At 60.7% G+C, this 25,379-nt stretch carries 25 protein-coding genes; 12 read left to right on the top strand and 13 right to left on the bottom strand.

The genetic code is table 11. The features are described 5' to 3' along the window. Positions 1 to 11 precede the first annotated feature (11 nt). Both J3P76_RS07315 and mtnC read left to right on the top strand, forming a co-directional pair. On the top strand, positions 12 to 557 hold the full coding sequence (locus J3P76_RS07315; protein WP_434560101.1) for a 1,2-dihydroxy-3-keto-5-methylthiopentene dioxygenase: 546 nt from the start codon (positions 12 to 14) through the stop codon (positions 555 to 557). 4 nt (positions 558 to 561) lie between these two features. After that, positions 562 to 1,251, top strand: coding sequence for an acireductone synthase (mtnC, locus tag J3P76_RS07320; RefSeq protein WP_434607199.1), 690 nt, complete (start codon positions 562 to 564; stop codon positions 1,249 to 1,251). Positions 1,252 to 1,315: 64 nt separating this feature from the next. Here mtnC and J3P76_RS07325 read toward each other — a convergent pair whose 3' ends face one another. Next, positions 1,316 to 1,594, bottom strand: a complete 279-nt coding sequence (locus J3P76_RS07325; protein WP_030142324.1) for a DUF3509 domain-containing protein — start codon at positions 1,592 to 1,594, stop codon at positions 1,316 to 1,318. A gap of 356 nt (positions 1,595 to 1,950) precedes the next feature. Here J3P76_RS07325 and J3P76_RS07330 point away from each other — a divergent pair, with 356 nt between their 5' ends. From J3P76_RS07330 to J3P76_RS07345, 4 genes are all read left to right on the top strand, one after another. Next, entirely contained in the window at positions 1,951 to 3,777 is a 1,827-nt protein-coding gene (locus J3P76_RS07330; RefSeq protein WP_434607196.1) for a long-chain-acyl-CoA synthetase, read from the top strand. Positions 3,778 to 3,872: 95 nt separating this feature from the next. Further along, positions 3,873 to 4,391: an ankyrin repeat domain-containing protein gene (locus tag J3P76_RS07335; protein ID WP_420766956.1), complete on the top strand. Its 519-nt coding sequence runs from the start codon at positions 3,873 to 3,875 to the stop codon at positions 4,389 to 4,391. A 71-nt stretch (positions 4,392 to 4,462) separates the two neighbouring features. Beyond that, a complete protein-coding gene (locus J3P76_RS07340) occupies positions 4,463 to 4,993 on the top strand; it encodes a hypothetical protein (RefSeq protein ID WP_420766955.1) in 531 nt (176 codons plus the stop codon). Between the two features lie 71 nt (positions 4,994 to 5,064). Further along, entirely contained in the window at positions 5,065 to 5,256 is a 192-nt protein-coding gene (locus tag J3P76_RS07345) for a PLDc N-terminal domain-containing protein (protein ID WP_053149901.1), read from the top strand. Positions 5,257 to 5,321: 65 nt separating this feature from the next. Here the strand turns inward: J3P76_RS07345 and J3P76_RS07350 are convergent, their stop codons facing one another. The 9 genes from J3P76_RS07350 to gcl all read right to left on the bottom strand — a co-directional run bounded on the left by J3P76_RS07350 (position 5,322) and on the right by gcl (position 16,251). Then, positions 5,322 to 6,521 carry an MFS transporter gene (locus tag J3P76_RS07350; protein WP_434648610.1) on the bottom strand — a complete coding sequence of 400 codons (1,200 nt, stop codon included), beginning with the start codon at positions 6,519 to 6,521 and terminating at the stop codon, positions 5,322 to 5,324. Positions 6,522 to 6,769: 248 nt separating this feature from the next. Next, positions 6,770 to 7,768 carry a sulfate ABC transporter substrate-binding protein gene (locus tag J3P76_RS07355; protein ID WP_434701695.1) on the bottom strand — a complete coding sequence of 333 codons (999 nt, stop codon included), beginning with the start codon at positions 7,766 to 7,768 and terminating at the stop codon, positions 6,770 to 6,772. Between the two features lie 90 nt (positions 7,769 to 7,858). Beyond that, complete coding sequence (locus J3P76_RS07360; RefSeq protein WP_434701696.1) at positions 7,859 to 8,683, bottom strand: ion transporter; 825 nt, start codon at positions 8,681 to 8,683, stop codon at positions 7,859 to 7,861. A 21-nt stretch (positions 8,684 to 8,704) separates the two neighbouring features. Beyond that, entirely contained in the window at positions 8,705 to 9,607 is a 903-nt protein-coding gene (locus tag J3P76_RS07365) for an urea transporter (protein ID WP_434701697.1), read from the bottom strand. Between the two features lie 123 nt (positions 9,608 to 9,730). Beyond that, complete coding sequence (gene pyk, locus J3P76_RS07370; protein ID WP_434607189.1) at positions 9,731 to 11,146, bottom strand: pyruvate kinase; 1,416 nt, start codon at positions 11,144 to 11,146, stop codon at positions 9,731 to 9,733. Further along, positions 11,136 to 12,416 (bottom strand): glycerate kinase type-2 family protein, encoded by a 1,281-nt coding sequence (locus tag J3P76_RS07375; RefSeq protein ID WP_434607188.1) that lies wholly within the window; start codon positions 12,414 to 12,416, stop codon positions 11,136 to 11,138. Before J3P76_RS07375 ends, pyk begins: the two co-directional genes overlap by 11 nt. A gap of 149 nt (positions 12,417 to 12,565) precedes the next feature. Further along, positions 12,566 to 13,456 carry a 2-hydroxy-3-oxopropionate reductase gene (locus J3P76_RS07380; RefSeq protein WP_420766948.1) on the bottom strand — a complete coding sequence of 297 codons (891 nt, stop codon included), beginning with the start codon at positions 13,454 to 13,456 and terminating at the stop codon, positions 12,566 to 12,568. 161 nt (positions 13,457 to 13,617) lie between these two features. Next, the gene (gene hyi / locus J3P76_RS07385) at positions 13,618 to 14,400 is read right to left on the bottom strand and encodes a hydroxypyruvate isomerase (protein ID WP_434607185.1); all 783 of its coding nucleotides are present in this window, start codon (positions 14,398 to 14,400) and stop codon (positions 13,618 to 13,620) included. 75 nt (positions 14,401 to 14,475) lie between these two features. After that, complete coding sequence (gene gcl, locus J3P76_RS07390) at positions 14,476 to 16,251, bottom strand: glyoxylate carboligase (RefSeq protein ID WP_434560083.1); 1,776 nt, start codon at positions 16,249 to 16,251, stop codon at positions 14,476 to 14,478. Positions 16,252 to 16,518: 267 nt separating this feature from the next. Here gcl and J3P76_RS07395 point away from each other — a divergent pair, with 267 nt between their 5' ends. Further along, positions 16,519 to 16,953, top strand: coding sequence for a GlcG/HbpS family heme-binding protein (locus J3P76_RS07395; RefSeq protein ID WP_434607183.1), 435 nt, complete (start codon positions 16,519 to 16,521; stop codon positions 16,951 to 16,953). A gap of 210 nt (positions 16,954 to 17,163) precedes the next feature. Continuing rightward, positions 17,164 to 17,622, top strand: a complete 459-nt coding sequence (locus tag J3P76_RS07400; protein ID WP_434607181.1) for an REP-associated tyrosine transposase — start codon at positions 17,164 to 17,166, stop codon at positions 17,620 to 17,622. 138 nt (positions 17,623 to 17,760) lie between these two features. Here the strand turns inward: J3P76_RS07400 and J3P76_RS07405 are convergent, their stop codons facing one another. Beyond that, a complete protein-coding gene (locus tag J3P76_RS07405; protein ID WP_420766943.1) occupies positions 17,761 to 18,369 on the bottom strand; it encodes a TetR/AcrR family transcriptional regulator in 609 nt (202 codons plus the stop codon). Between the two features lie 131 nt (positions 18,370 to 18,500). Between J3P76_RS07405 and J3P76_RS07410 the strand changes: the two genes are divergently transcribed. After that, entirely contained in the window at positions 18,501 to 19,415 is a 915-nt protein-coding gene (locus tag J3P76_RS07410) for a DUF808 domain-containing protein (protein WP_420766942.1), read from the top strand. A gap of 129 nt (positions 19,416 to 19,544) precedes the next feature. On the opposite strand, the gene J3P76_RS07415 is transcribed toward J3P76_RS07410, so the two are convergent. Both J3P76_RS07415 and J3P76_RS07420 read right to left on the bottom strand, forming a co-directional pair. Next, positions 19,545 to 20,333: an MlaA family lipoprotein gene (locus J3P76_RS07415; protein ID WP_434607178.1), complete on the bottom strand. Its 789-nt coding sequence runs from the start codon at positions 20,331 to 20,333 to the stop codon at positions 19,545 to 19,547. After that, a complete protein-coding gene (locus J3P76_RS07420; protein WP_420766940.1) occupies positions 20,326 to 21,624 on the bottom strand; it encodes a serine/threonine protein kinase in 1,299 nt (432 codons plus the stop codon). Before J3P76_RS07420 ends, J3P76_RS07415 begins: the two co-directional genes overlap by 8 nt. Before the next feature lie 427 nt (positions 21,625 to 22,051). Here J3P76_RS07420 and J3P76_RS07425 point away from each other — a divergent pair, with 427 nt between their 5' ends. From J3P76_RS07425 to J3P76_RS07435, 3 genes are all read left to right on the top strand, one after another. Beyond that, positions 22,052 to 22,906, top strand: a complete 855-nt coding sequence (locus J3P76_RS07425; protein ID WP_420766939.1) for a glycine betaine ABC transporter substrate-binding protein — start codon at positions 22,052 to 22,054, stop codon at positions 22,904 to 22,906. Positions 22,907 to 23,222: 316 nt separating this feature from the next. Then, positions 23,223 to 23,534: a DUF485 domain-containing protein gene (locus J3P76_RS07430; protein WP_420766938.1), complete on the top strand. Its 312-nt coding sequence runs from the start codon at positions 23,223 to 23,225 to the stop codon at positions 23,532 to 23,534. Further along, positions 23,531 to 25,189, top strand: coding sequence for a cation acetate symporter (locus J3P76_RS07435; RefSeq protein WP_434648595.1), 1,659 nt, complete (start codon positions 23,531 to 23,533; stop codon positions 25,187 to 25,189). The genes J3P76_RS07430 and J3P76_RS07435 overlap by 4 nt, the downstream gene beginning before the upstream one ends. The last annotated feature ends 190 nt before the right edge of the window (positions 25,190 to 25,379 follow it).

Below are 25,379 nucleotides of genomic sequence, written 5' to 3' on the forward strand. Positions count from 1 at the left end.
GAGCCATTGCCATGAGCAGCCTGTCCGTCTACCACGTCTCAAGTCCCGAGATCCCGAACAAGGTACTGACCCACTTCGAGGACATCGCCTCGACCCTGGCCGAAAAGGGCGTGCGGTTCGACCGTTGGGAAGCCGCGGCGAAAATCCAGCCCGGCGCCAGCCCGGAAGAGGTGATCGCCGCCTACAAGTCCCAGATCGACCAATTGATGACCGAGCGCGGCTACGTCACGGTCGACGTCATCAGCCTCAACAGCGACCATCCCCAGAAAGCCGAACTGCGGGCCAAGTTTCTTGATGAACACCGGCATGGCGAGGACGAGGTGCGATTTTTCGTCGCCGGTCGGGGCCTGTTTACCTTGCACATCGACGATTACGTCTACGCGGTCCTGTGCGAGAAGAACGACCTGATCTCGGTGCCCGCCGGTACCCCGCACTGGTTCGACATGGGCGAGCACCCGCATTTTGTCGCCATTCGCCTGTTCAACAACCCGGAAGGCTGGGTCGCGAAATTCACCGGCGATGACATCGCCAGCCGCTTCCCGCGCCTGGAGGACTGACGTCGTGACGATCAAAGCCATCCTCACCGATATCGAGGGCACCACCAGCGCGGTGAGTTTTGTCTTCGACGTGCTGTTTCCCTATGCCGCCGAGCACCTGCCGGACTTTATCCGCCACAACGCCGGGCGCGCCGACGTTGCTCAACAATTGGACGCGGTGCGTCGGGACAGCGGCGAGCCGGACGCTGATATCGAACGGGTTATCGCGATCCTCTTGGGCTGGATCGCCGAGGACCGCAAGGCTACGCCGCTCAAGGCGTTGCAAGGCATGGTCTGGGAGCAGGGCTACGAGGCCGGGCAATTGAAAGGTCACGTTTATCCGGATGCGGTGGATGCGCTGAAACATTGGCATCAGCAAGGCTACCGGTTGTTTGTGTATTCCTCGGGCTCGATCCAGGCGCAAAAGTTGATTTTCGGTTGCTCCGAAGCCGGTGACCTGTCGCCGCTGTTCAGCGGTTATTTCGACACGACCTCGGGGCCCAAGCGGGACGTGCAGTCCTACCAGCGGATCAGCGAGGCGGTGGGTGTCGCGCCGGGGGAAATCCTGTTTCTGTCGGATATCGTCCAGGAACTAGACGCGGCTCGTGGCGCCGGGATGGCCACGTGTGGCCTGGCGCGTGACGGGGGCGACCTGTCCGGGCACGAAACCGTTGAAAGTTTTGCTCGAATCGATCCGTCCCGGTTCGGCGCTTGAACGGCGGACAAAAAAAATCAGGCCATGGAGCCATAAGCTCCAGGCCTGATCCCGGCACAGCGTGTCAGGCGCTGTGATAGGTCGGTAGCGCGAAACGATGCTGGCTTTGCAGCATCGCCACAGGCGGCAATTCGCTGGCTTGTTCAGCCAGATCGCGGCGAATGGCACTGATGGCCCAGGACAACTGGTCCCCGGCGTGCAATTGCGCATAGGAAATCGTGCGTTTGAACAGTTTGCCGTCGCTGTTGCGCAAGGTCAGCAGGATCCCGCCATCCGGGCGTGCCTGGGTAGTGACTTCGTAGTTGGAAAACAGCGATGCAAACTTCTCTTGAATCATGTTCATCGTTCATTGCTCCATGGTATGGCAAACCGTGGAGGGGTAGTTGCAGTGTCTGTGCCAGTATTTGATTTGTTAAAAAATCCTTTTAAAACAATGGCTTAATAAATATCTATATTTTTGCTTTCGTGCAAGTTGCATGAACGGCCATCGTGCATCCTGCATTTTGCGTGGTCCGACAATTATTTTTGGAACCAAACCGTGTCCCCGCGCTCACGCTTCGCCTGTTCCATGCAGCGGATACAAAACATTGCAAAAACCGCGTGTACAGCCTTGGAATCGCTGGCGTACTTTCGATCCAGATTTCGCATAACCCCACACAAGAACCGCGACCCATAAGGTCGGCCGGGGAAGGATCACCCATGAGTCGTACACCCAGCGACGCTATTACCTGGGGCATGATGTTGCGCAAGTTGCCCGCCATCGCCAGAGCTGTTCCCCGCATTGTCAAAGGCATGAAACTCGCCAACGTCCAGGACCCCGCGCAGCCCTGCGGCCTGGGTTGGTGCTTCGAACAAGCCACGCTACGCAACCCCCGAGGCCCGGCGCTACTGTGTGGCGATACGGTGCTGAGTTATGCACAGGTCAACGAGCAGGCCAATCGCATCGCCCATTGCTTGTTGGCGCGAGGCGTCGCGAAGGGCGACTGCGTAGCGATTTTCATCGAGAACCGTCCACAATTGCTGATCACGGTGCTGGCGGTGGCGAAAGTCGGCGCGGTCAGCGCGATGATCAATACCTCGCAAACGGGGGATGCACTGGTCCACAGCCTCGCATTGGTCGCGCCTGTTGCGGTGGTGGTCGGGGATGAGCGGGTCGCAGTGTTCAACGATGTGCGCGGTCGAACCGCGCTACCGGATGCTCGAACGTGGTGGGTGGCGGACCAGGATGCCTCCTCGGCGCCGTCCGGATTTGTCGACCTGATGGGCACAAGCCAGCAATTCCCCGGCGCCGACCCGGCCAGCAGCCAGCAGGTGTTTTTCAACGATCCCTGTTTCTATCTCTACACCTCCGGCACCACGGGGCTACCGAAGGCGGGGGTGTTCCGCCACGGCCGCTGGATGCGCACGTCCACCAGTTTCGGCCTGATCGCCTTGGACATGCAGCCCGACGACATTGTCTATTGCACGCTGCCGCTGTATCACGCCACCGGGTTATGTGTGTGCTGGGGCGCGGCGATCTGCGGTGCCTCGGGATTCGCGATCCGCCGCAAGTTCAGCGCCAGCCAGTTCTGGAGCGACGTGAGAAAGTATCGAGCGACGACCCTGGGTTACGTCGGTGAGCTGTGCCGTTACCTGGTCGATCAGCCTGCCAGCATCACGGACCGGCAGCACCGCGTGACGAAAATGATCGGCAATGGCCTGCGCCCTGACGCCTGGGCGGCGTTCAAGACACGTTTCGGCGTTGACCACATCTGTGAACTTTACGCGGCCAGCGACGGCAACATCGGGTTTACCAACATCCTGAACTTCGATAATACGGTCGGGTTTTCACTGATGGCCTGGGAGCTCGTGCAATACGATCACGACAGCGGCGCGCCCTTGCGCAACCTGCAAGGCCGCATGCAAAAAGTCCCCAAGGGCGAACCGGGCCTGCTATTGGCGCGCATCGACGAAAAGGCGCCGCTGGATGGCTATACCGATCCGGCGAAGACCGAGAAAACCATCCACCGGGACGTTTTCGTCCCGGGCGACCGTTATTTCAACACCGGTGATTTGCTGCGCAACATCGGTTTCGGCCACGGGCAGTTCGTCGATCGTCTCGGCGACACCTACCGCTGGAAAGGCGAAAACGTCTCCACCACGGAAGTCGAGAACGTGTTGCTGCAACATCCGCAGATTGCCGAGGCGGTGGCCTATGGCGTCGAGATCAACGGCACCAATGGTCGCGCCGGCATGGCCGCGATCACACCGGCCGAATCCCTGGCGACCCTGGATTTCAATGAACTGCTGCGGTTTCTCCAGTGCAAACTGCCCGCCTACGCGGTACCGCTGTTCTTGCGCATCAAGGTGAAGATGGACACCACCGGCACCTTCAAATACCGCAAAACCCGTCTCAAGACCGAGGCTTTCGACCCGTGCCAGACAGGCGATGAGCCGATCTACGCCTGGCTGCCCGAGACCTCGACCTATGTGCCCGTGGACCGGCAATTGGCGATGCGCATCCAAGGGGGACAGTACCGCTATTGATTCTGGCTATGAGCATCGCAGAGAAAAAAGGGATGACAGCCCCGGAGTCCCTCGGGAAACTAGCGGCTTTGTGATGAGCCTGATGGAGTTTTCCCATGTCTGATACAAGCCGCCAGATGACCCCGGAAGAAGCAGCGGAATTTGCCGAGCAGGTCTTCAACGTTGCCCGCCAGGGCGACGCCGCGATGATGGCCGCGCTGCTGAGCAAGGGCTTGCCGCCGAACTTGCGCAATCACAAGGGCGATACCTTGCTGATGCTGGCCGCGTACCACGGGCATGTCGAGACGGTAAAAGTCTTGCTGGAACACAAGGCCGATCCGGAAATCCGCAACGACAACGGTCAGAGTCCCATTGCCGGTGCAGCGTTCAAGGGTGACCTTGCGGTGGTTTCAGCCCTGGTGGACGGTGGCGCGCAAGTGGAAGGTTCCTCGTTCGACGGTCGCACGGCATTGATGATGGCGGCGATGTTCAACCGAGTCGAAATCGTCGATTACCTGATCGGCAAAGGCGCCGACCCGAAGGCCAAGGATGCCAACGGCGTCTCGGCACTCGACGCGGCCAGGACCATGGGCGCGGTGGACACCACGGCGCAATTGGAGAAGTTGTTGGGCTGACCTCGCCAAAGGGAGTGGGGGATGCGCTATCCTTCGCGCCCGAAAAAAACACATCGCCACAGGATCCGCCCATGAAAGCCGTACTCATCGAACTCATCAGCAAAATCAGCTCCGGCTGCCTGGGCGAGGCGGACATCGAGAAGATTGCCGATGAGGCGGCCCAGGCCTACGCCGACCCGGTGGCGTTCCTGGCGGCCAACCCGGACATCAATTACGACGACACTTTCCCCATCGCGCTGGGCGAGTGGGTGGTGGTGGGCAGCTTGCCCGATACCGTGTTGTTCCAGGCGGATACCTACGTCGAGTTGTTCGAGCAGATCGTCGCCTCGTTCGGCCCCGGCGTCGCGTTCAACCTCAAGCCCAAGCAACTGGCCAAGACTGAAGCCCTGACCGCACTCAACCGCATCCAGATCCAGATGAGCAGCCTGAACAAGGAAAACGGTGGCTACGTGCTGATGAATTTCAGCCAGTTGCTCGACGATGAATTGCAGATGGTGCTGGTGTACGGCAACGACGTGCCGCGCGTGCTGGAGTTGTGCGCCGAGGTGGGCATCGCCGCGGCACCGTCCTTGGAAGCGCTCAAGGTCGCGGTTCACGTCTGAAGCAATAAAACGGAACCCTTGCCCAGGGGCCGCTATCCTAAATGGGCATATCACCATTCGGGAGCGACACCATGGGTTCCACTTTCAACGGCCTGATTGGCCTGATTATCCTGGCGCTCGATATCTGGGCGATCATCAACGTACTCAAGAGTGGCGCGGGCACCGGGGCGAAAGTCCTTTGGGTACTGCTGATCCTGCTGCTGCCGGTGTTGGGCCTGATCATCTGGGCGATTGCCGGGCCGCGTGGCAACGTGCGGGTCTGACCGCCCGATAAAAAAAATGCCCGACAGGTCATGACCTGTCGGGCATTTTTATTTGCGCGCCGTTATCAGGCTGTCGCCAACGAGGCCTTCTGCGAAGCGCTCAAGAAACGCAGCAAAGCCAGCAGCGGGAAGGCGCTGCCGACGATCACCACCCACAGCCAGCCGCCGTGTTCGTAGACCGCACTGGCGATGGACGAACCGAACGCACCGCCGACGAAGATGCTGGTCATGTACAGCGCGTTCAGTCGGCTGCGACTTTTGGCGTCGAGGGCGTAGATGGTGCGTTGGCCCAGGACCATGTTCATCTGTACGCAGAAATCCAGGACCACGCCGGTCACCGCCAGGCCAATCACGCTGTAGGCCGGGTGAATGAAGGCGGGCAGGAAACTCAAGCTGGCGAACAGCATCGCCAGCAGCGAAGCGACGCGGGTGTGACCGGCATCCGCCAGGCGCCCGGCTATGGGTGCGGCTATGGCACCGATGGCGCCGACCAGGGCGAACAAGGCGATGTCCGTCTGGGTGAGACCATGGTTGCGCGCCAGCTCCAAGGGCGCGGCGGTCCAGAACAGGCTGAACGTGGCGAACATGCAAGCCTGGTAGAACGCCCGTTGACGCAACTGCGGTTGTTGGCGCAACAAGGTGCCGAGCGATCCCAGCAGCTGGCCGTAGGAAGCGCTGTGATCGGGCTGGCGCTTGGGCACGGTCAGCGCCAGGACGATGCTGATGGCCGCCATCAGCACGGCGGCGATCATGAACATCGCCCGCCAGCCGAAATGATCGGCGACGACGCTGGAGATCGGCCGCGCCAGCAGAATTCCAAGCAACAGGCCGCCCATGATCCCACCGACAACCCGTCCCCGGGATTCCTCGGGTGCCAGGTGCGCTGCCAGTGGAATCAGCACTTGCACCGAGACAGAACTGAAGCCAACCAGTAGCGAGACCAGCAGGAACACATTCGGCTGATCGGTGAAGGCCGCACCCAGTAGGCTGGCTATCGCGACCACGGTGGTGAGGATCATCAAGCGCCGGTTTTCCAGCAGATCGCCCAATGGCACCAGGAAAAACAGGCCCAGGGCATAACCGATCTGGGTCAGCGAGACGATCAGGCTGGCCATGGTGCTGGACAGGCCGACGTCGGGAGCGATCAGTTCGATGATGGGTTGGGCGTAGTAGATGTTGGCGACGATGGCGCCGCAGCAGAAGGCGAACAGCAGGACCATGCCGCGGGTCAGGGTGACGCCGGGCGAAGAGGGATGAGCACTCATGGCAATCTCGTCGATCGATTGAAAGGATGGCGTGAGGCTAAAGACTTGCAGGGCTCTGGAACAGGCTTTGCGGCTGATATCAGTCATGCCCGAGATTAATGATGGCCATCAAATTCCTGTGGGAGCGAGCTTGCTCGCGATAGCGGCTGCTTATTCAGCATCGTTGATGCAGACAGACCGTATCGCGAGCAAGCTCGCTCCCACAGGATGGGGCTTGGCTGACAGGCGGTGTTTATGTGAGTCGAGTCTTACTGTCCGCTATAGATCTGATCGAAAACCCCACCGTCATTGAAGTGAGTCTTCTGCACGGTGCGCCAGTCACCGAAGGTTTTCTCCACCGACAGGAAATCAACTTTCGGGAAGCGGTCCGTGTATTTGGCCAGCACGGCCGGATCCCGTGGGCGCAGGTAGTTGGCGGCGGCAATTTCCTGGCCTTCGGGTGACCACAGGTATTTGAGGTACGCCTCGGCGGCTTCGCGGGAGCGTTTTTTCTCGACCACTTTATCCACGACGCTCACTGGCGGCTCGGCTTCGGCGGACACGCTTGGGTAGACCACTTCGAACTGGTCGCGGCCAAACTCGCGGGCGATCATTTCCGCTTCGTTTTCAAAGGTCACCAACACGTCGCCAATCTGGTTGGTCATGAAGGTCGTCGTCGCGGCGCGGCCGCCGGTGTCCAGCACGGGGGCTTGTTTGAACAGCTTGCCGACGAAATCCTTGGCCTTGTTCTCGTCGCCGCCGTTCTTGAGCACGTAACCCCACGCCGACAGGTAGGTGTAGCGACCATTGCCGGAGGTTTTCGGGTTGGGCACGATCACCTGCACGCCGTCCTTGAGCAGATCAGGCCAGTCCTTGAGCGCTTTCGGGTTGCCCTTGCGCACGATGAAGACCGTGGCCGAGGTGAACGGCGCGCTGTTGTTCGGCAAACGAGTGACCCAGTTTTCCGGAACCAGCTTGCCGTTGTCCGCCAAGGCATTGATGTCGGTGGCCATGTTCATGGTGATGACATCCGCAGGCAGCCCATCGATCACCGAACGCGCCTGCTTGCTGGAGCCGCCGAAGGACATCTGCACGGTGATGTTCTCTTTGTGCTCGGCTTGCCAGTGCTTCTGGAACGCAGCGTTGTAGTCCTTGTAGAAATCGCGCATCACGTCATAGGAAACGTTCAGCAGGGTTGGGGCGGCGTTGGCCAGGCTGCCGAAGGTCAGGCCGGCGGCGAGAAGGGAGGCGCCAAAGAAGTTCTTCACTGCGAATTCCTTTTTATAGGGGGAGGCGGGCGAGTAGCCAGCACACTAATGGCAAGTCTATAGGCCTTCAAGAATTTAAAAGTACTTTGCTTATTCCGTTTTCCTGAAAAGCGCATTACCGCAACGAGAGCAGAAAGCAGCGCCATGTTCATGGTTGTTTTTGCTGCACACCGGGCAATCGTGCTTGAGCTGGTCGCCCCGCATGGCCGTGGCGAGTTCAGCCGTAAAAATACCCGTGGGCACGGCGATGATCGAGTAACCGGTGATCATCACCAGCGACGACACCACTTGGCCCAGGGGTGTCTTGGGCACGATGTCGCCAAATCCTACGGTGGTCAATGTCACGATAGCCCAATAGATGCCCTTGGGAATGCTGGTGAAACCGTGCTCGGGGCCCTCGATGACGTACATCAGCGTGCCGAATACGGTCACTAGGGTCGAGACGCTGACGAGGAACACGATGATCTTCTGCTTGCTGCCCCGTAGCGCCGCCATCAGGTAGTTGGCTTGCTTGAGGTACGGGCTGAGCTTGAGCACCCGGAAGATCCGCAGCATGCGGATGATCCGCACGATCAACAGGTATTGGGCATCGCTGTAGTACAGCGCCAGGATCCCCGGCACGATTGCCAGCAGGTCCACCAATCCATAGAAACTGAACGCATAGCGCAGCGGTTTCGGCGAGCAGTACAGGCGCAGGACGTACTCGACGAGAAAGATGAAGGTAAAGCCCCATTCGATGTAGGCCAGCAGGGCCGCGTAGTTCTTGTGCACGCTGTCGATGCTGTCGAGCATCACGATCACCAGGCTGGCAAGGATGATCAGCAGCAGCGTACTGTCGAAGCGCCGGCCGGCCACGGTGTCGGTCTGGAAAATGATCACATAGAGGCGTTCACGCCAGTTGTTGCTGCTGTCCATAACCTTCGCCTGAATCGATGATCAGCGAAGCCTAGGGCGATTGCCCCGCAGAGCGCAAGGCTCGTTATCAAGGATGGCCTGGTGCCAGAGCCGCTCTGTTGAGTGAACCAGCCAGCAGGCGAGGATGAATGGCGCTGTCAGTGGGGCCAGGCCCAGGGCGGCGAAGCCCGGCGTGAGAAAGACCGCCAGTAAAATGCCCGTCAGCGGCTTCCATGGTCCACGGGCCCGTTGACCCAGGGCCACGGCCACCAGCGCCGGGTTATAGCCGCCCAATCCGGACAGGGCGAGGCTACTGTCGTGTTGTAGCCAGGCGAACCCAAGGCCGACGACGGAGCCGAACAGCGCCCAGCCAGCGGCGCGGCGATTGGCGATCAACAGGCCGATCGCGATCAGCGCTCCGGCCAACGGGTGGTCGAGAAACATGACCTGGCCCAGCCCGATCAAAGGGGCCGTCAATAGATCGGGTAACGTCATGTCCAGCGCCGCGGGTGAGGGCGATGGCGGGGGGAAACCCAGCAACAACCAGCCCATCCCCACGAAGGGCGCGGTGTAGGCGGGCAAGCAGCGAGGGCCGGTGGTTCGCTTGAGCCATTGTTGGGTCAGCATCGCACCGAGGCCGCCACCGGCGATGATCAACGGTGGCAGCAACACCGACCACGGCAGGGCCAGGCTCAACAGCAATCCCAGCAGGATGCCGTTGTAGCTGAAGAGGCCAGCTTGTCGATCTTCCTTGGTATAGCCGCGTCGTTGCGCCGTCAGCAATCCAGCCACGCCGCCCAGCAGCGCACCGCCGAGCAAGGTGGGTGCGGTGAGCAGGATGGCCAACAGGCACAGCAAGCCGCACAGCGGATGGCGCTGGAGGAAAATCTGGCTGAAGCCGTTGAGCAGGGCGGTGGCCCAGTCGGGGCAGTGGGGGTTGGGCATGATAGGTGATGTCAGAGGGACCGAGTCGCCTTCATCGCGAGCAAGCTCGCTCCCACAGGGGGTTTGTGATCGCCGCAAATCCAGTGTGGGGCGAGCTTGCTCGCGATAGGGCCAGTACAGGCGCTAGATCAACGTCTCAATGCGCAACGAGTTGGTGGACCCCGGCTGCCCGAACGGCACGCCCGCCGTGATCAGCAAGGTGTCGCCACGCTGGGCCATGCCTTGGGCCTGGGCGATTTCCAGCGCCGTGGAGCACACTTCATCCACCTGCCGCAGCCGATCGTTGACCACCGAATGCACGCCCCAGGCCACGGTCAGGCGGCGAGCGGCCTGCAGGTTCGGCGTGAGGTTGAGGATCGGCACTGTCGGCCGTTCCCGTGCGGCCCGCAGGCTGGAGCTGCCCGACTCGCTGTAATTCACCAGCACCGCCACCGGCAGGACGTTGCTGACCCGGCGAATCGCGCAACTGATGGCGTCCGACACTGTCGCCTCGGCTTTCGGCCGGCTGACGTCCAGTTGCGCCTGGTAGTCGGGGCCGTTTTCCACCTGGCGGATGATCTTGCTCATCATCTGCACGGCTTCGAGGGGGTAATCGCCAGAGGCGGTTTCCGCCGACAGCATCACCGCATCGGCACCTTCGGCCACGGCGTTGGCAACGTCGGTGACTTCGGCGCGGGTCGGCGCCGGGGAGAACCGCATCGACTCCAGCATCTGCGTGGCCACCACCACCGGTTTGCCCAGGGCACGGCAGACGCCGATGATGTTTTTCTGGATATGCGGCACGCTCTCGGCCGGCACCTCGACGCCGAGATCACCACGGGCCACCATGATCGCGTCGCTCAGTTCGGCAATCTCTTGCAATTGGGTGACAGCCGAGGGTTTCTCGATCTTGGCCATCAGGAACGCCTTGTCGCCGATCAGCGCGCGGGCTTCGCGGATGTCCTCGGGGCGCTGCACGAACGACAGCGCCACCCAATCGACGCCCAGCTCCAGGCCGAAGCTCAAGTCGCGGCGGTCCTTGGCGGTCAGCGGGCTCAGGTCAAGCACGGCCTGGGGCACGTTCACGCCCTTGCGGTCCGACAGTTCGCCGCCGTTAAGCACCTCGGTGTCGATGGCGTCGGCATGCTGGGTGATTACCCGCAGGCGCAGCTTGCCGTCGTCCAGCAACAAGTCCATGCCAGGCTCCAACGCCGCGATAATCTCTGGGTGAGGCAGGTTCACCCGGCGTTGATCGCCCGGCGTCGGGTCCAGGTCCAGTCGAAGGGCCTGGCCCCGTTGCAGCAGCACCTTGCCGTCGGCGAATTTGCCAACCCGCAGCTTCGGGCCCTGCAAGTCCATCAGGATGCCCAGCGGATAATTGAGCTGCTGCTCGACTTCGCGAATCCACTGATAGCGCTGGGCGTGGTCGGCGTGATCACCGTGGCTGAAGTTCAGGCGAAAGATGTTCACACCGGCCTGCACCAGTTCGCGGATGTCATCGATGCCACGGGTGGCAGGGCCGAGGGTCGCGAGGATCTTGACCTTTTTATCAGGCGTCATTTTTTGGGGTCTCGAGGATCAGGATGGCGCGAAAGTCGTTCACGTTGGTGCGGGTCGGTTCGGTGACGATCAGCGCGTCCAACGCGGCGAAGTAGCCGTAGCCGTTATTGTTGTCCAACTCGTCGCTGGCGTTGAGGCCCAGCTCGGCGGCGCGGCGATAACTGTCAGGCGTCATGAGGGCGCCGGCATTGTCCTCGGAGCCGTCGATGCCATCGGTGTCGCCGGCCAGCGCATAGATGCCGGGATGGCCCTTGAGGCTGTCGGTCAGGCTCAGCAGGAATTCGGCGTTGCGCCCGCCACGGCCGTTGCCGCGCACGGTGACGGTGGTTTCGCCGCCGGAAAGGATCACGCACGGCGCCGCCAACGGTTGGCCGTGCAGGGCGATTTGCCGGGCGATGCCGGCATGGACCTTTGCCACCTCCCGGGATTCGCCTTCCAGGTCACCGAGGATCAATGGGCTGAAACCAGCCTGGCGCGCCTTCACGGCTGCGGCTTCCAAGGATTGCTGGGGGCGAGCGATCAGTTGGAAATGACTGCGGGCCAGGCTTGGGTCTCCGGGTTTGACGGTTTCCGATTCCGGGCTTTGCAGCCAGGTGCGTACCGAGGCCGGCACTTCAATGTTGTAGCGCTTGAGAATCGCCAGGGCCTCGGCCGAGGTGCTGGGGTCGGCCACGGTGGGGCCGGACGCGATGACCGTGGCGAGATCGCCGGGCACATCGGAAATCGCATAGGTGTACACCGTCGCCGGCCAGCAGGCCTTGCCCAGGCGTCCGCCTTTGATGGCCGAGAGGTGTTTGCGCACGCAATTCATCTCACCAATGGTGGCGCCGGATTTGAGCAAGGCTTTGTTGATCGATTGTTTGTCGGCCAGGGTGATGCCGGCCGCTGGCAAGGCCAGCAACGCCGAGCCCCCGCCGGACAGCAGGAAAATCACCCGGTCGTCTTCATTGAGGTTGCTGACGAGTTCGAGCACCCGTCCGGCCACTTCCAGGCCCGCGGCGTCCGGCACAGGGTGAGCGGCTTCGACCACTTCGATTTTCTGGCAGGGCGCGCCATGGCCGTAGCGGGTCACCACCAGGCCGCTGACCTCGCCTTGCCAGCAACGCTCGACCACTTGCGCCATGGCCGCCGCCGCCTTACCGGCCCCGATGACGATCACTCGGCCGCTGCGGTCGCTGGGCAGGTATTGTTCGAGGACTTGCTGCGGATGAGCCGCGTCGATGGCTGTGGCAAACAGCTCGCGCAGCAGTTGTTGCGGATCGACCGACATGGCGGGCTCCCGAGATTCTTGTTATTTGAGGGCAACGCAGACTCCTGTGGGAGCGAGCTTGCTCGCGATGGCTATTTCAGAACCAACAATGATGCTGACTGAACGACCGCTATCGCGAGCAAGCTCGCTCCCACAGGGTTATTTGAGTGTCAGTTGTCGCGAATCGAGAAATTCGCCATATGCTCCAGCCCTTTGATCAACGCCGAGTGGTCCCAGTTGCTGCCGCCGATGGCCGCGCAGGTGCTGAACACTTGCTGGGCGTTGGCGGTGTTGGGCAGGTTGATGTTCAGTTCCTTGGCGCCTTGCAGGGCCAGGTTCAGGTCCTTCTGGTGCAGGCTGATGCGGAAGCCCGGGTCGAAGGTGCCCTTGATCATGCGCTCGCCATGGACTTCGAGGATCTTCGACGAAGCGAAACCACCCATCAGCGCTTCACGGACCTTGGCGGGGTCGGCACCGTTTTTCGAGGCGAACAACAGGGCTTCGGCCACGGCCTGGATGTTCAGGGCAACGATGATCTGATTCGCCACTTTGGCGGTCTGGCCGTCGCCGTTGCCACCGACCAGGGTGATGTTCTTGCCCATGGCCTGGAACAGCGGCAAGGCTCGTTCGAAGGCAGCGTTGTCGCCACCGACCATGATGCTGAGGGTCGCGGCCTTGGCGCCGACTTCGCCGCCAGACACCGGGGCGTCAAGGTACTGCGCGCCCCTTTCATTGATTTTCGCCGCGAAGGTCTTGGTGGCGGTCGGCGAGATCGAGCTCATGTCGATCACTACCTTGCCCGCACCCACGCCGGCCGCGACGCCATCGGCGCGAAACAGCACGTCCTCGACCTGTGGCGTGTCCGGGACCATGACGATGATGAATTCGGCTTCCTGGGCGACTTCCCGAGGATTGGCCAATGCCACCGCGCCACCGGCCACGAGATCGGCCGGGGCGGCGTCGTGGTGCTGGGTCAGGAACAGGCTGTGACCGGCTTTTTGCAGGTTGAGAGCCATTGGGTGGCCCATGATGCCGGTGCCGATGAATCCGATTTTAGCCATGAGAAAAATCCTCTCTTATTAAAGTGCCCACGGACTCTGTGGCGAGGGAGCTTGCTCCCGCTGGGCCGCGAAGCGGCCCCAGAAATCCATCGGTGAAAAAACATGCGTCTGCTTCGCAGCCGAGCGGGAGCAAGCTCCCTCGCCACACGAGCTCTCGCCAGTCAGATTGCGTTATGGGTTTTCAACCAGCCCAAACCTGCTTCGGTCGTAGTGAGCGGCTTGTATTCGCAGCCGATCCAACCCTGGTAGCCGATGCGATCCAGGTGTTCGAACAGGAAGCGGTAGTTGATCTCGCCGGTGCCCGGCTCGTTGCGGCCCGGGTTGTCCGCCAATTGCACATGGTTGATCTCGCCCAGGTGCGCCGACAGGGTCCTGGCCAGGTCGCCTTCCATGATTTGCATGTGGTAGATGTCGTATTGCAGGAACAGATTGGCGCTGCCCACCTGCTCGCGGATCGACAGGGCCTGGGCCGTGTTGTTCAGGTAGAAGCCCGGGATGTCGCGGGTATTGATGGCTTCCATGACCAACTTGATGCCTTCGCCTTGCAGCTTTTCGGCGGCGTATTTGAGATTGGCGACGAAGGTTTTTTCCGCCAGTGCCTCGTCGCACTTCTGTGGACGAATCCCGGCCAGGCAATTGACCTGGGTATTGCCCAACACTTTTGCGTAGGCGATCGCCAGGTCGACCCCGGCGCGGAACTCTTCGACTCGGTCCGGCAGGCAAGCAATGCCGCGCTCACCGTCGGCCCAATTGCCGGCCGGCAGGTTGAACAGCACCTGGGTCAGGCCGTTGGCGTCGAGCAGGGCCTTGAGTTCGGCAGAGCTGTAATCGTAGGGGAACAGGTATTCGACTCCACTGAAACCGGCCTTGGCGGCCGCTTCGAAACGGGCGAGAAAATCCTGTTCGGTGAACAGCATGGACAGGTTGGCGGCGAAACGCGGCATGGTTGTCTCCTGTGGATAGTTGGCAGGCCCCCTTGTGGGAGCGAGCTTACTCGCTCCCACAAGGGGGCCACTCGGTCAGTCGAGCAATGAGATGGCCGTAGGTGCATCGTTGCCTACCAGCGCCAGGTCTTCAAATTCATTGACGGCGTTAATCTCGGTGCCCATGGAAATGTTGGTCACGCGTTCCAGAATGATCTCGACGATCACCGGCACCTTGAATTCCTCAATCATTTCCTGAGCCTTGCGCAGTGCCGGCTGGATGCCAGACGGTTCGAACACTCGCAGAGCCTTGCAGCCCAGGCCTTCAGCGACGGCGATGTGGTCAACGCCATAGCCGTTGAGTTCCGGGGCATTGAGGTTGTCGAACGACAGCTGCACGCAGTAGTCCATGTCGAAACCGCGCTGGGCCTGGCGGATCAAGCCCAGGTAGGAATTGTTCACCACGACATGGATGTACGGCAGCTTGAACTGCGCGCCCACCGCCAATTCTTCGATCATGAACTGGAAATCATAGTCGCCCGACAGCGCTACGACTTTGCGGTTCGGATCGGCCTTGACCACTCCCAGGGCGGCTGGGATGGTCCAGCCCAAGGGACCGGCCTGGCCGCAGTTGATCCAATGGCGTGGCTTGTAGACGTGAAGAAACTGCGCCCCGGCGATCTGCGACAGGCCGATGGTGCTGACGTAGCAGGTGTCCTTGCCGAACACCTGGTTCATTTCCTCGTAGACACGCTGCGGCTTGACCGGCACGTTGTCGAAGTGGGTCTTGCGTTGCAGGCTGGCCTTGCGTTGCTGGCAGTCCTGCAGCCAGGCGGTGCGGTTCTTCAGCTTGCCGGCCGCTTGCCATTCACGGGCCACCTCGATAAACACGGTCAGGGCCGAAGCGGCGTCGGAGACGATGCCCAGGTCGGGGGTGAATACACGGCCGATCTGGGTGGGTTCGATGTCGACGTGAATGAACGTGCGGCCTTCGGTGTAGACATCCACCGAACCGGTGTGACGGTTGGCCCAGCGGTTGCCGACGCCCAGCACGACGTCAGACTTGAGCAACGTAGCGTTGCCATAGCGATGCGAGGTCTGCAGGCCGACCATGCCGACCATCAACGGGTGATCGTCGGGGATGGTGCCCCAGCCCATCAACGTAGGAATGACCGGGATGCCGGTCAGCTCGGCGAATTCCACCAGGAGGTCGCTGGCATCGGCGTTGATGATGCCGCCACCGGCCACCAGCAAGGGGCGCTCGGCCTGATTGAGCATTGCCAGGGCTTTCTCGATCTGCACGCGGTTGGCCGCGGGTTTGGCCAGGGGCAGCGGCTGGTAGGCGTCGATGTCGAATTCGATCTCGGCCATCTGCACGTCGAACGGCAGGTCGATCAGCACCGGGCCGGGACGGCCGGAGCGCATTTCATAAAAAGCCTTCTGGAAGGCATAGGGCACCTGGCCGGGTTCCAGGACAGTGGTGGCCCACTTGGTCACTGGCTTGACGATGCTGGTGATATCCACAGCCTGGAAGTCTTCCTTGTGCATCCGGGCGCGGGGCGCTTGTCCGGTGATGCACAGGATCGGAATCGAGTCGGCCGACGCGCTGTAGAGGCCGGTCACCATGTCCGTACCAGCCGGGCCCGAGGTGCCGATGCACACGCCGATGTTGCCGGCCTTAGTCCGGGTGTAGCCCTCGGCCATGTGCGAGGCACCTTCAACGTGGCGAGCAAGGACGTGATCGATGCCACCCACCTTCTGCAGGGCGGAGTACAGCGGGTTGATCGCAGCACCCGGGATGCCGAAGGCGGTGTCCACGCCTTCACGGCGCATCACCAGAACGGCGGCTTCGATTGCTCTCATTTTGCTCATTATTTTGTGCCTCTTACGTTTTGTAATTGTATACAAGTGGCTGTGCGAAGAGTTTATTCACGGCGGATGGCGCAGGTCAATCCCTTTCCTCAAGCAGCTGTTTCATTCGTCGGCCGAGCTGGTTTATAACGGCTCTTTGCTGAATAAGGTGGGTTTGAGAAAATTATTGTATACAAAAACACAACGTGTTGTGTTCTATTTGTGGGGTTCGGTTTTGCTGCAAAGTGAAGCCCGAGGCTTTCCCATGACAAAAGAAGGACAGCACCCATGAGCGCTCTGACTTTGAAAATCGCCCTCGACCTGGCTGGGCAAGCCCTTGCCATCGGTCGTGAAATAAGCGCCGCACCCCTGACCGTCGCGGTCCTGGACAGCGGCGGGCACCTGGTTGCCTTGCAACGCGAAGACGGCGCCAGCCTGCTTCGCCCGCAGATCGCCATCGGCAAGGCCTGGGGGGCCATCGCCCTGGGCAAAGGCTCGCGGCTTCTCGCCCAGGACGCCCAGCAACGCCCAGCGTTCTTTGCCGCTTTGAATGGCTTGGGCCAAAGCAACATCGTGCCGGCCCCGGGCGGGGTGTTGATCAGGGATCAGGAGGGCAGGGTGTTGGGGGCGATCGGGGTGAGTGGGGATGTTTCGGATGTGGATGAGCAGGTGGCGGTGAGGGCGGTGGAGGCGGTGCAGTTGAGGGCGGATGCGGGGGCTTGATTTGCTCTGACTGAGCCTGCCATTTCGCGAGCAGGCTCGCTCCCACAAGGGATTTGGGTTGTTCGCAGTTTCGGAGTCAACAACGAACCCTGTGGGAGCGAGCCTGCTCGCGAAGGCAATCCTGCTGACACATCCAGCTAAAAGTTGGTACTGCGCCTGGTCATTCGGCGGGCTAGCCTTCCTCCAGACTCAACCAAAAAAGGACATGGAATGTCTGGTTTATCTGTTTCACATCGGCTTCGCGTCGGCCGCTATTCTGAGTCCAATCGGATCTACCTATTAACCACGAATACACTTGGGCGGGAGCCTGTTTTCAAGGACGTTGTCCTCGGCAGGTTGGTGGTTGATCAATTTCGAAAAGCTCAGGAGCAAGGCTGGGCCGATTCATTGGCTTGGGTGGTCATGCCTGACCACTTCCATTGGCTGATCGAGTTGCGCAAGGGATCTTTGAGTGAGTTGATGCAACGGACCAAATCATTGAGCACCAAAGCGGTAAACCTACGCTTGGACAATAAAATCAGCCTTTGGCAGCAGGGGTTTCATGACCGGGCATTGCGGCGAGATGAAGATTTGGTGTTCATGGCTCGCTATGTCATCTGCAACCCCTTGCGGGCAGGGTTGGTGAAAAGGCTTGGTGACTATCCGCTCTGGGATGCCATTTGGCTTTGACTGGATATCGAGTTGCCTTCTTCGCGAGCAGGCTCGCTCCCACAGGGGTTTTGTGGTGAAAAAAGAATCTGCAAGCAACCTGAGTCTCGTGTGGGAGCGAGCCTGCTCGCGATAATGGCGACTCGGTCCCCAGCCTAGCTAGCGATCCAGCTCACACCCCTTCAAAACCAACCGGATAATCGTCTGCGCCGCCGCTTCGTAATCCGCTTCATCCAGCTTGGCCTTGCCGGTCACGGCGCTGATCTGCCAGTCGAAATCGGCGTAGGTCTGGGTGGCGGCCCAGATGCTGAACATCAGGTGGTTGGGGTCGAGGGGGGCGATCTGGCCGCGGTCGATCCAGGTCTGGATGCAGTCGATGTTGTGCCGGGCCTGGGCGTTGAGCTGTTCCACCAGGTCCGCGCTCAGGTGCGGGGCGCCGTGCATGATTTCGCTGGCGAAGACTTTCGAGGCGAAGGGCAGGTCGCGTGAGATACGGATCTTGGAGCGGATGTAGTGGCTCAGCACTTCGCCCGGCTCGCCATCGGCGTTGAACGGTGTCGAGGCTTGGAGGATGGGTTCGATGATGCTTTCCAGGACCTCGCGATAGAGGTTTTCCTTGGACTTGAAATAGTAGTAGACGTTGGGTTTGGGCAGGCCCGCCTTGGCCGCGATGTCGCTGGTTTTGGTCGCGGCGAAGCCCTTGTCGGCAAATTCTTCGCTGGCGGCACGCAGGATCAGTTCTTTGTTGCGCTCGCGGATAGTGCTCATAAACCCTGGGTTTCCTTGCCGGTTCTGGCGGTTGCGCATGGTAGCACCGGCCTCGCGCGACGCTCAAGAATGCCCCTAGGATGCGTGGCTCGCGCTATGCTTCGCAGCATTATTTGTTCAAGGAGCCCCCCATGGCTGGAAGCAGTTTGCTGGTTTTGATCGACGACATCGCTACCGTGCTCGACGATGTGGCATTGATGACCAAGATGGCCGCCAAGAAAACCGCCGGCGTGCTGGGCGATGACCTGGCGCTCAATGCCCAGCAGGTGTCAGGCGTGCGTGCCGAGCGGGAGCTGCCAGTGGTCTGGGCGGTGGCGAAGGGATCCTTTATCAACAAGCTGATCCTGGTGCCGTCGGCGCTGGCCATCAGTGCCTTCGTCCCTTGGCTGGTGACGCCGCTGTTGATGGTCGGCGGCGCCTACCTGTGTTTCGAAGGGTTCGAAAAACTCGCCCACAAATTCCTTCACAGCAAGTCCGAGGACCAGGCCGAGCACGCGCAACTGGTCGAGGCGGTGGCGGATCCAGCGGTCGATCTGGTCGCCTTCGAAAAGGACAAGATCAAGGGCGCGGTGCGTACCGACTTCATCCTCTCGGCGGAGATCATCGCCATTACTCTCGGCACTGTTGCCGATGCGCCGTTGACCCAGCAGGTGATCGTGCTGTCGGGCATCGCCATTGTCATGACCGTCGGCGTCTACGGCCTGGTGGCGGGAATCGTCAAGCTCGATGACCTGGGCTTGTGGCTGACCCAGAAGCCAGGGCAGGCCGCCAAGAGCATTGGCGGGGCGATCCTGCGCGCAGCGCCTTACATGATGAAAAGCCTGTCGGTGATCGGCACGGCAGCGATGTTCCTGGTGGGCGGCGGCATCCTCACCCATGGCGTGCCGGCGGTGCATCACTGGATCGAAGGCGTTGCCGCGAGTGCCGGTGGCGCCGGGTTCATCGTGCCAATGCTGCTCAATGCGGTGGCGGGAATTGTCGCGGGGGCGATGGTGTTGGCGGGTGTGCTCGTCGTGGGCAAAATCTGGAAAGCGCTGAAAGGCTAGGGCCGCCAACACTAAGCAACTGTGGGAGCGAGCCTGCTCGCGAAGGCGGCGTGTCAGACGACTATTCGTAAACTGACACGACGCCTTCGCGAGCAGGCTCGCTCCCACAGTGTTTTTTGGGGGCGAACGTTACTCGGCGATCTGCAACTTCCGCGACTCGGTATACACGTACCGCACCTTTTCATACTCGAACGGCGAATTCAGCTGGCCGTAGCGGAAGCTCGTCTGGTAGCGCCTGTCCACGCCGCGCAGCAACAACAGTTCCGGGTGGTTGGAGCTGACCTCCGACACGTTGAGGAAGTTGATCGCCGATTCCGCCGTGTAGTCCACCAACAAGCCCGACGTGTCGCGCAGGTTCGAAGGGCCGAAAATCGGCAGCACGAAATACGCGCCGCCCGGTACGCCGTAGAAGCCAAGGGTCTGGCCGAAGTCTTCGCTCTGGCGCGGCAGGCCCATGGCGGTGGCCGGGTCCCACAGGCCGGCGATGCCGACGGTGGTGTTGAGTAGCAGCCGCGCCGTGGTTTCCATCGAACGCTTGCCCTTGAATTGCAGCAGGCTGTTCATCAGGTTCGGCACGTCCCCCAGGTTATTGAAGAAGTTGCTGACCCCGGTGCGCACAAAGGTTGGGGTGATGTAGCGATAGCCGTCGACCACGGGCAGGAACACCCACTGGTCGAAGCGGTAATTGAAGTGGTAGACGCGTCGGTTCCAGGATTCCAACGGGTCGTAGACGTTCAGCGCGTTGAGCGTCGAGCGTTCGAATTCCCGTTGATCCAGGCCCGGGTTGAACTTGAGTTTGGTCAGCGGCTCCTTGAAGCCGTCCGAGTCCACCACCACAGGCGCGTCGGCCTTGCTGTTATCGGCGTGGACCATGCCCGCGCTCATTAACGCGGCGATCAGCAGGAGGTATTTAGCCACGGAAGAACTCCAGCATGGCGTCGCTGTTGACGCGATAGTTAAGGTTGCCGCAATGGCCGCCCAGCGGGTAGACCGTCAGGCGATCACCAAAGGTCTTGCGCAGGAAGCCCAGGTCACCCGGGCCGAGGATCACATCGTCGGCGTTGTGCATGACCGCGATCTTCGGGCTGGCCTGCAAGTAATCCTTCAGTGCATAGAGACTGACCTGGTCAACCAGTTGCAGCAGGCTGCCGCCGTCAGTGCGTGCTCGCCACATCGGGATCACCTGCTCGGTGAGATAACAATCGAAGTCGCATTGCAGCGCGCGCTTGAGGAATGGCGTCAGGCTGGTGCTCTCGGTGATCGGAAACTTGGGCGGGGTGATGAGGCCGCGACGATTGATCAAATCCGAAGTGAAGGCGATGTCGGCCGCCGAGAAACGGAACGACGTGCCGATCAGCATCGCCATCTGCTCGTTGCTCAAGTGCTGCTTGGACTGCTGAAAGTCGTAGAGCAGCGCATCGTTGAGGTCGATGTAGCCTTTTTGCTGGAAGTAGCGGGTCAGCTTGTTCAGGACCAGTTCATAGAACGTGGTGGTGCTGTTGATGCCCTTGACCTCGGTCTGGACCAGCTTGTCCAGGTTGGTGATCGAGGTATAGAGGTTCACCGGTGGGTTGAGCAGCAGCACTTTCTTGAAGTTGAAGCTGCGTCGGGTTTCGTCCAGGTGCGCGACGAACGCTGCGTCCAGTGCGCCGAGGCTGTAGCCGGTCAGGTAGTACTCGGTCACGGGCACTTTTGGATTTTGCGCGCGCACGGCCTGCATCACTCGATACATGTCTTCGGCATCTTCCTTGGTGATGCCCGGTGTGGCGAAGCGCGAAGCGGCGCTCATGAAGTCGAAGCTGGTGGGCGAAGACAGCTGCACCACGTGGTAACCGGCCTTGTAATAGAGGCGCTTGAGGTATTCGTTGAGCGTGCTGTCATACCGCGCGCCGGTGCCGGCGATCAGGAAGATCAGCGGCGCCGGTTTGTCCTGGGTGGCCATGCGGTAGGTGAGGCTTTTCACCGGCCAGAAATTGTCCGGCAGGATGAACTCCCGTTCGGGGCGCAGGGTGACGTTGTAGTCCGCCTGGTCGATGTCTTCGTTCAGCGGCAGTTCCGGTCTAAGGTCTGGCGGCGTTGTCGCGATCGTCGCCTCGAACGGGTTGGTCAGGGGGTAGCCATAGCTGGCGGCGTCGACATCCACCGCCAGCGCGGACGCACTCAGGATAAGGCCGCCGAGGAGGGCAGCGAAGCGCAAGGAACGGAGCATGACTGGATCCCTTAGAGGAAGGTGCCGAATGAGGTTCGCAGCCTATGACCATCGAAGTGAAGCCAAGTGCCATGACGGCTGCAAAACAAGCGCGTGCGAGGCGCGACAGTAGCGGGACAATACACGTTGGAGCGTGGAGGCGGCTAGTGGAGCCGCCAGCTTCCTGGTACTGGCATGCAAAGTTTGGGCGAAAATGACCCTGCTAAACCGGTTAGATGGGTTGCTGGCTTTCTGATGTCGTTTCTCGCTGCTTCGGCGTCGCAGACAGAGCAGGTTCCAGATCGGCGCAGGTTGATGATCAGTCGGTCAGTACTCCACTGGCGTTCGGAGCGGTTTGCAGGCGAGCGTGATGGGGGCGCTGGGCACCATAACAATACGTTGAAGCCGCTCGGCATCCGCCGGGCGCAGCACTTTCGGGGAAGTAACGATGAAGATGCGACGACTCTTGGGCGCAGGTGCCGCACTGGTACTGGCGATCAGCTCCACCTTGGCCAGCGCCGAAACCAAAACCCTGAGCATTGGCTACGTTGACGGTTGGTCCGACAGCGTTGCGACCACTCACGTGGCCGCCGAAGTGATCAAGCAAAAACTTGGCTACGATGTGAAGTTGCAGGCTGTCGCGACCGGGATCATGTGGCAGGGCGTTGCCACCGGCAAGCTCGATGCGATGCTGTCGGCCTGGCTGCCGGTGACCCACGGCGATTACTGGACGAAGAACAAAGACCAGGTCGTCGACTACGGTCCCAACTTCAAGGACGCGAAGATCGGCCTGATCGTACCGGAGTATGTCAAGGCCAAGTCGCTCGAAGACCTGAAGACCGATGACTCCTTCAAGAAGCGCATCGTTGGCATCGACGCCGGTTCAGGCGTAATGCTCAAGACCGACCAGGCCATCAAGGACTACGACCTGACCGGCTATCAACTCAAGGCCAGTTCCGGCGCCGGCATGATCGCCGAGCTGACCCGTGCCGAGAAAAAGAACGAGTCCATCGCCGTCACCGGTTGGGTGCCGCACTGGATGTTCGCCAAGTGGAAACTGCGCTTCCTGGACGACCCGAAAGGCGTCTACGGCGCGGCTGAAACCGTGAACAGCATCGGCAGCAAGGAATTGGGCACCAAGGCGCCAGAAGTGGCCGAATTCCTGAAGAAGTTCCAGTGGGCCTCGAAAGACGAAATCGGCGAAGTCATGCTGGCGATCCAGGAAGGCGCCAAGCCGGACGCCGCCGCCAAGGATTGGGTCGCCAAGCACCCGGACCGCGTGAAGGAGTGGACCGGCAAGTAATCGGCCTGGTTTGACTGTTCCAAAAGCCGCATGACGTTGTGTCATGCGGCTTTTTTGTGCCCGCGATTCCTGGATTCTCCTCAAAACACTGTGGGAGCGAGCTTGCTCGCGATGACGACGCAATATTCAACAGAGATGCAAGCAGACACACCGCTATCGCGAGCAAGCTCGCTCCCACAGGAGGGTGATTATGGAAATGTGCGGCAAACTGGCGCAACCGTCATGTCGTTCTAATACTAAGGTCGTCTGGAACCTGGCCTTCAGCCGCATAGAGTAGAGCGGTACCAAATAAATCTGTGCTGCGAGGATAAAAACAATGAACGACAGCATTTACCTCTCGATTCAAAACAGCCCGCGCTTCAAGGAGCTGGTGAAAAAGCGAGAGAAGTTCGCCTGGATTCTCTCGGCGATCATGCTAGGGCTGTATTCCGGCTTCATTCTTCTGATCGCCTATGGGCCGCATATTCTCGGGGCCAAGATGTCGCCCGAGTCGACCATCACCTGGGGTATCCCTATCGGGATTGGCTTGATTCTGTCGGCCTTCGTTCTGACCGGCATCTACGTGCGACGCGCCAACGGCGAATTCGACGACCTGAACAATGCGATTCTCAAGGAGGCTCAGCAATGATCCGGCGTCTACTGGCTCTTTTCAGCATTGCAGCATTTGCACCGGGTGCCTGGGCGGCTGACGCCCTGACCGGCGCCGTGCAGAGACAACCCCTCAACGTCCCGGCTATCTTGATGTTCGTGGCCTTCGTGGGCGCGACCCTGTACATCACCTACTGGGCTTCCAAGAAAAACAACTCGGCGGCCGACTACTATGCGGCCGGCGGCAAGATCACCGGCTTTCAGAACGGCCTGGCGATTGCGGGCGACTACATGTCGGCGGCGTCCTTCCTTGGGATTTCCGCGCTGGTATTCACCTCCGGCTACGATGGCCTGATCTACTCCATCGGCTTCCTGGTGGGCTGGCCGATCATTCTGTTTCTGATCGCCGAACGCCTGCGTAACCTGGGTAAATACACCTTTGCCGACGTGGCGTCCTATCGCCTCGGGCAAACCCAGATCCGCACCTTGTCCGCCAGCGGCTCGCTGGTGGTGGTGGCGTTCTACCTGATCGCGCAAATGGTCGGTGCCGGCAAGCTGATCCAGCTGCTGTTCGGCCTGGACTACCACGTTGCGGTGATCCTGGTCGGCATCCTGATGTGCCTCTATGTACTGTTCGGGGGCATGCTGGCGACGACCTGGGTGCAGATCATCAAGGCGGTGCTGTTGCTGTCGGGTGCGTCGTTCATGGCCCTGATGGTGATGAAGCACGTCAACTTCGATTTCAACATGCTCTTCGCCGAAGCGGTCAAGGTTCACCCTAAAGGCGAGGCGATCATGAGCCCCGGCGGCTTGGTGAAGGATCCGATCTCGGCCTTCTCCCTTGGCCTGGCGCTGATGTTCGGTACCGCTGGCCTGCCACACATCCTGATGCGCTTCTTCACCGTGAGCGACGCCAAGGAAGCTCGCAAGAGCGTGCTGTATGCCACTGGCTTCATCGGCTACTTCTACATCCTGACCTTCATCATCGGCTTCGGCGCGATCCTGCTGGTCAGCACCAACCCGGCCTTCAAGGACGCGGCAGGTGCCTTGCTGGGCGGCAACAACATGGCGGCGGTGCACCTGTCCAACGCGGTTGGCGGCAGCATCTTCCTGGGCTTCATTTCGGCGGTGGCGTTCGCGACCATCCTGGCGGTGGTAGCGGGCCTGACCCTGGCCGGTGCTTCGGCGGTGTCCCATGACCTGTATGCCAGCGTGATCAAGAAGGGCAAGGCCAACGAGAAGGACGAGATTCGCGTCTCGAAGATCACCACCATTGCCCTGGCAGTGCTGGCGATCGGCCTGGGCATCCTGTTCGAGAAGCAGAACATCGCGTTCATGGTGGGCCTGGCGTTCTCCATCGCGGCAAGCTGCAACTTCCCGGTGCTGCTGCTTTCGATGTACTGGAAGAAGCTGACCACCCGTGGCGCCATGGTCGGTGGCTGGCTGGGCCTGATCAGTGCCGTGGGCCTGATGGTGCTCGGCCCGACCATCTGGGTACAGATCATGGGTCACGAGAAGGCGATCTTCCCGTACGAATACCCTGCGCTGTTCTCGATGATCATCGCGTTCGTTGGCATCTGGTTCTTCTCCGTTACCGACAAGTCGGCCGAAGGCGTCAACGAGCGGGCGCTGTTCTTCCCGCAGTTCGTGCGTTCGCAGACTGGCCTGGGGGCGAGTGGGGCGGTGAACCACTGATGCAGAGGTAAGTGCTTGAAGAAATACCCCGGTCGAGAGGCTGGGGTATTTTTTTGTGTAAGGTTTATGGAAGGCAGGCCTGCCCCCATCGCGAGCAAGCTCGCTCCCACACTGGAGCACGTTCATCCTGCGGGAGCGAGCTTGCTCGCGATGGCGCCGGGTCTGCCAATGCAGTTACCGGATCAGATTA

The organism is Pseudomonas sp. D1-36, from assembly GCF_051132205.1.
Taxonomy (GTDB): Bacteria; Pseudomonadota; Gammaproteobacteria; order Pseudomonadales; family Pseudomonadaceae; genus Aquipseudomonas.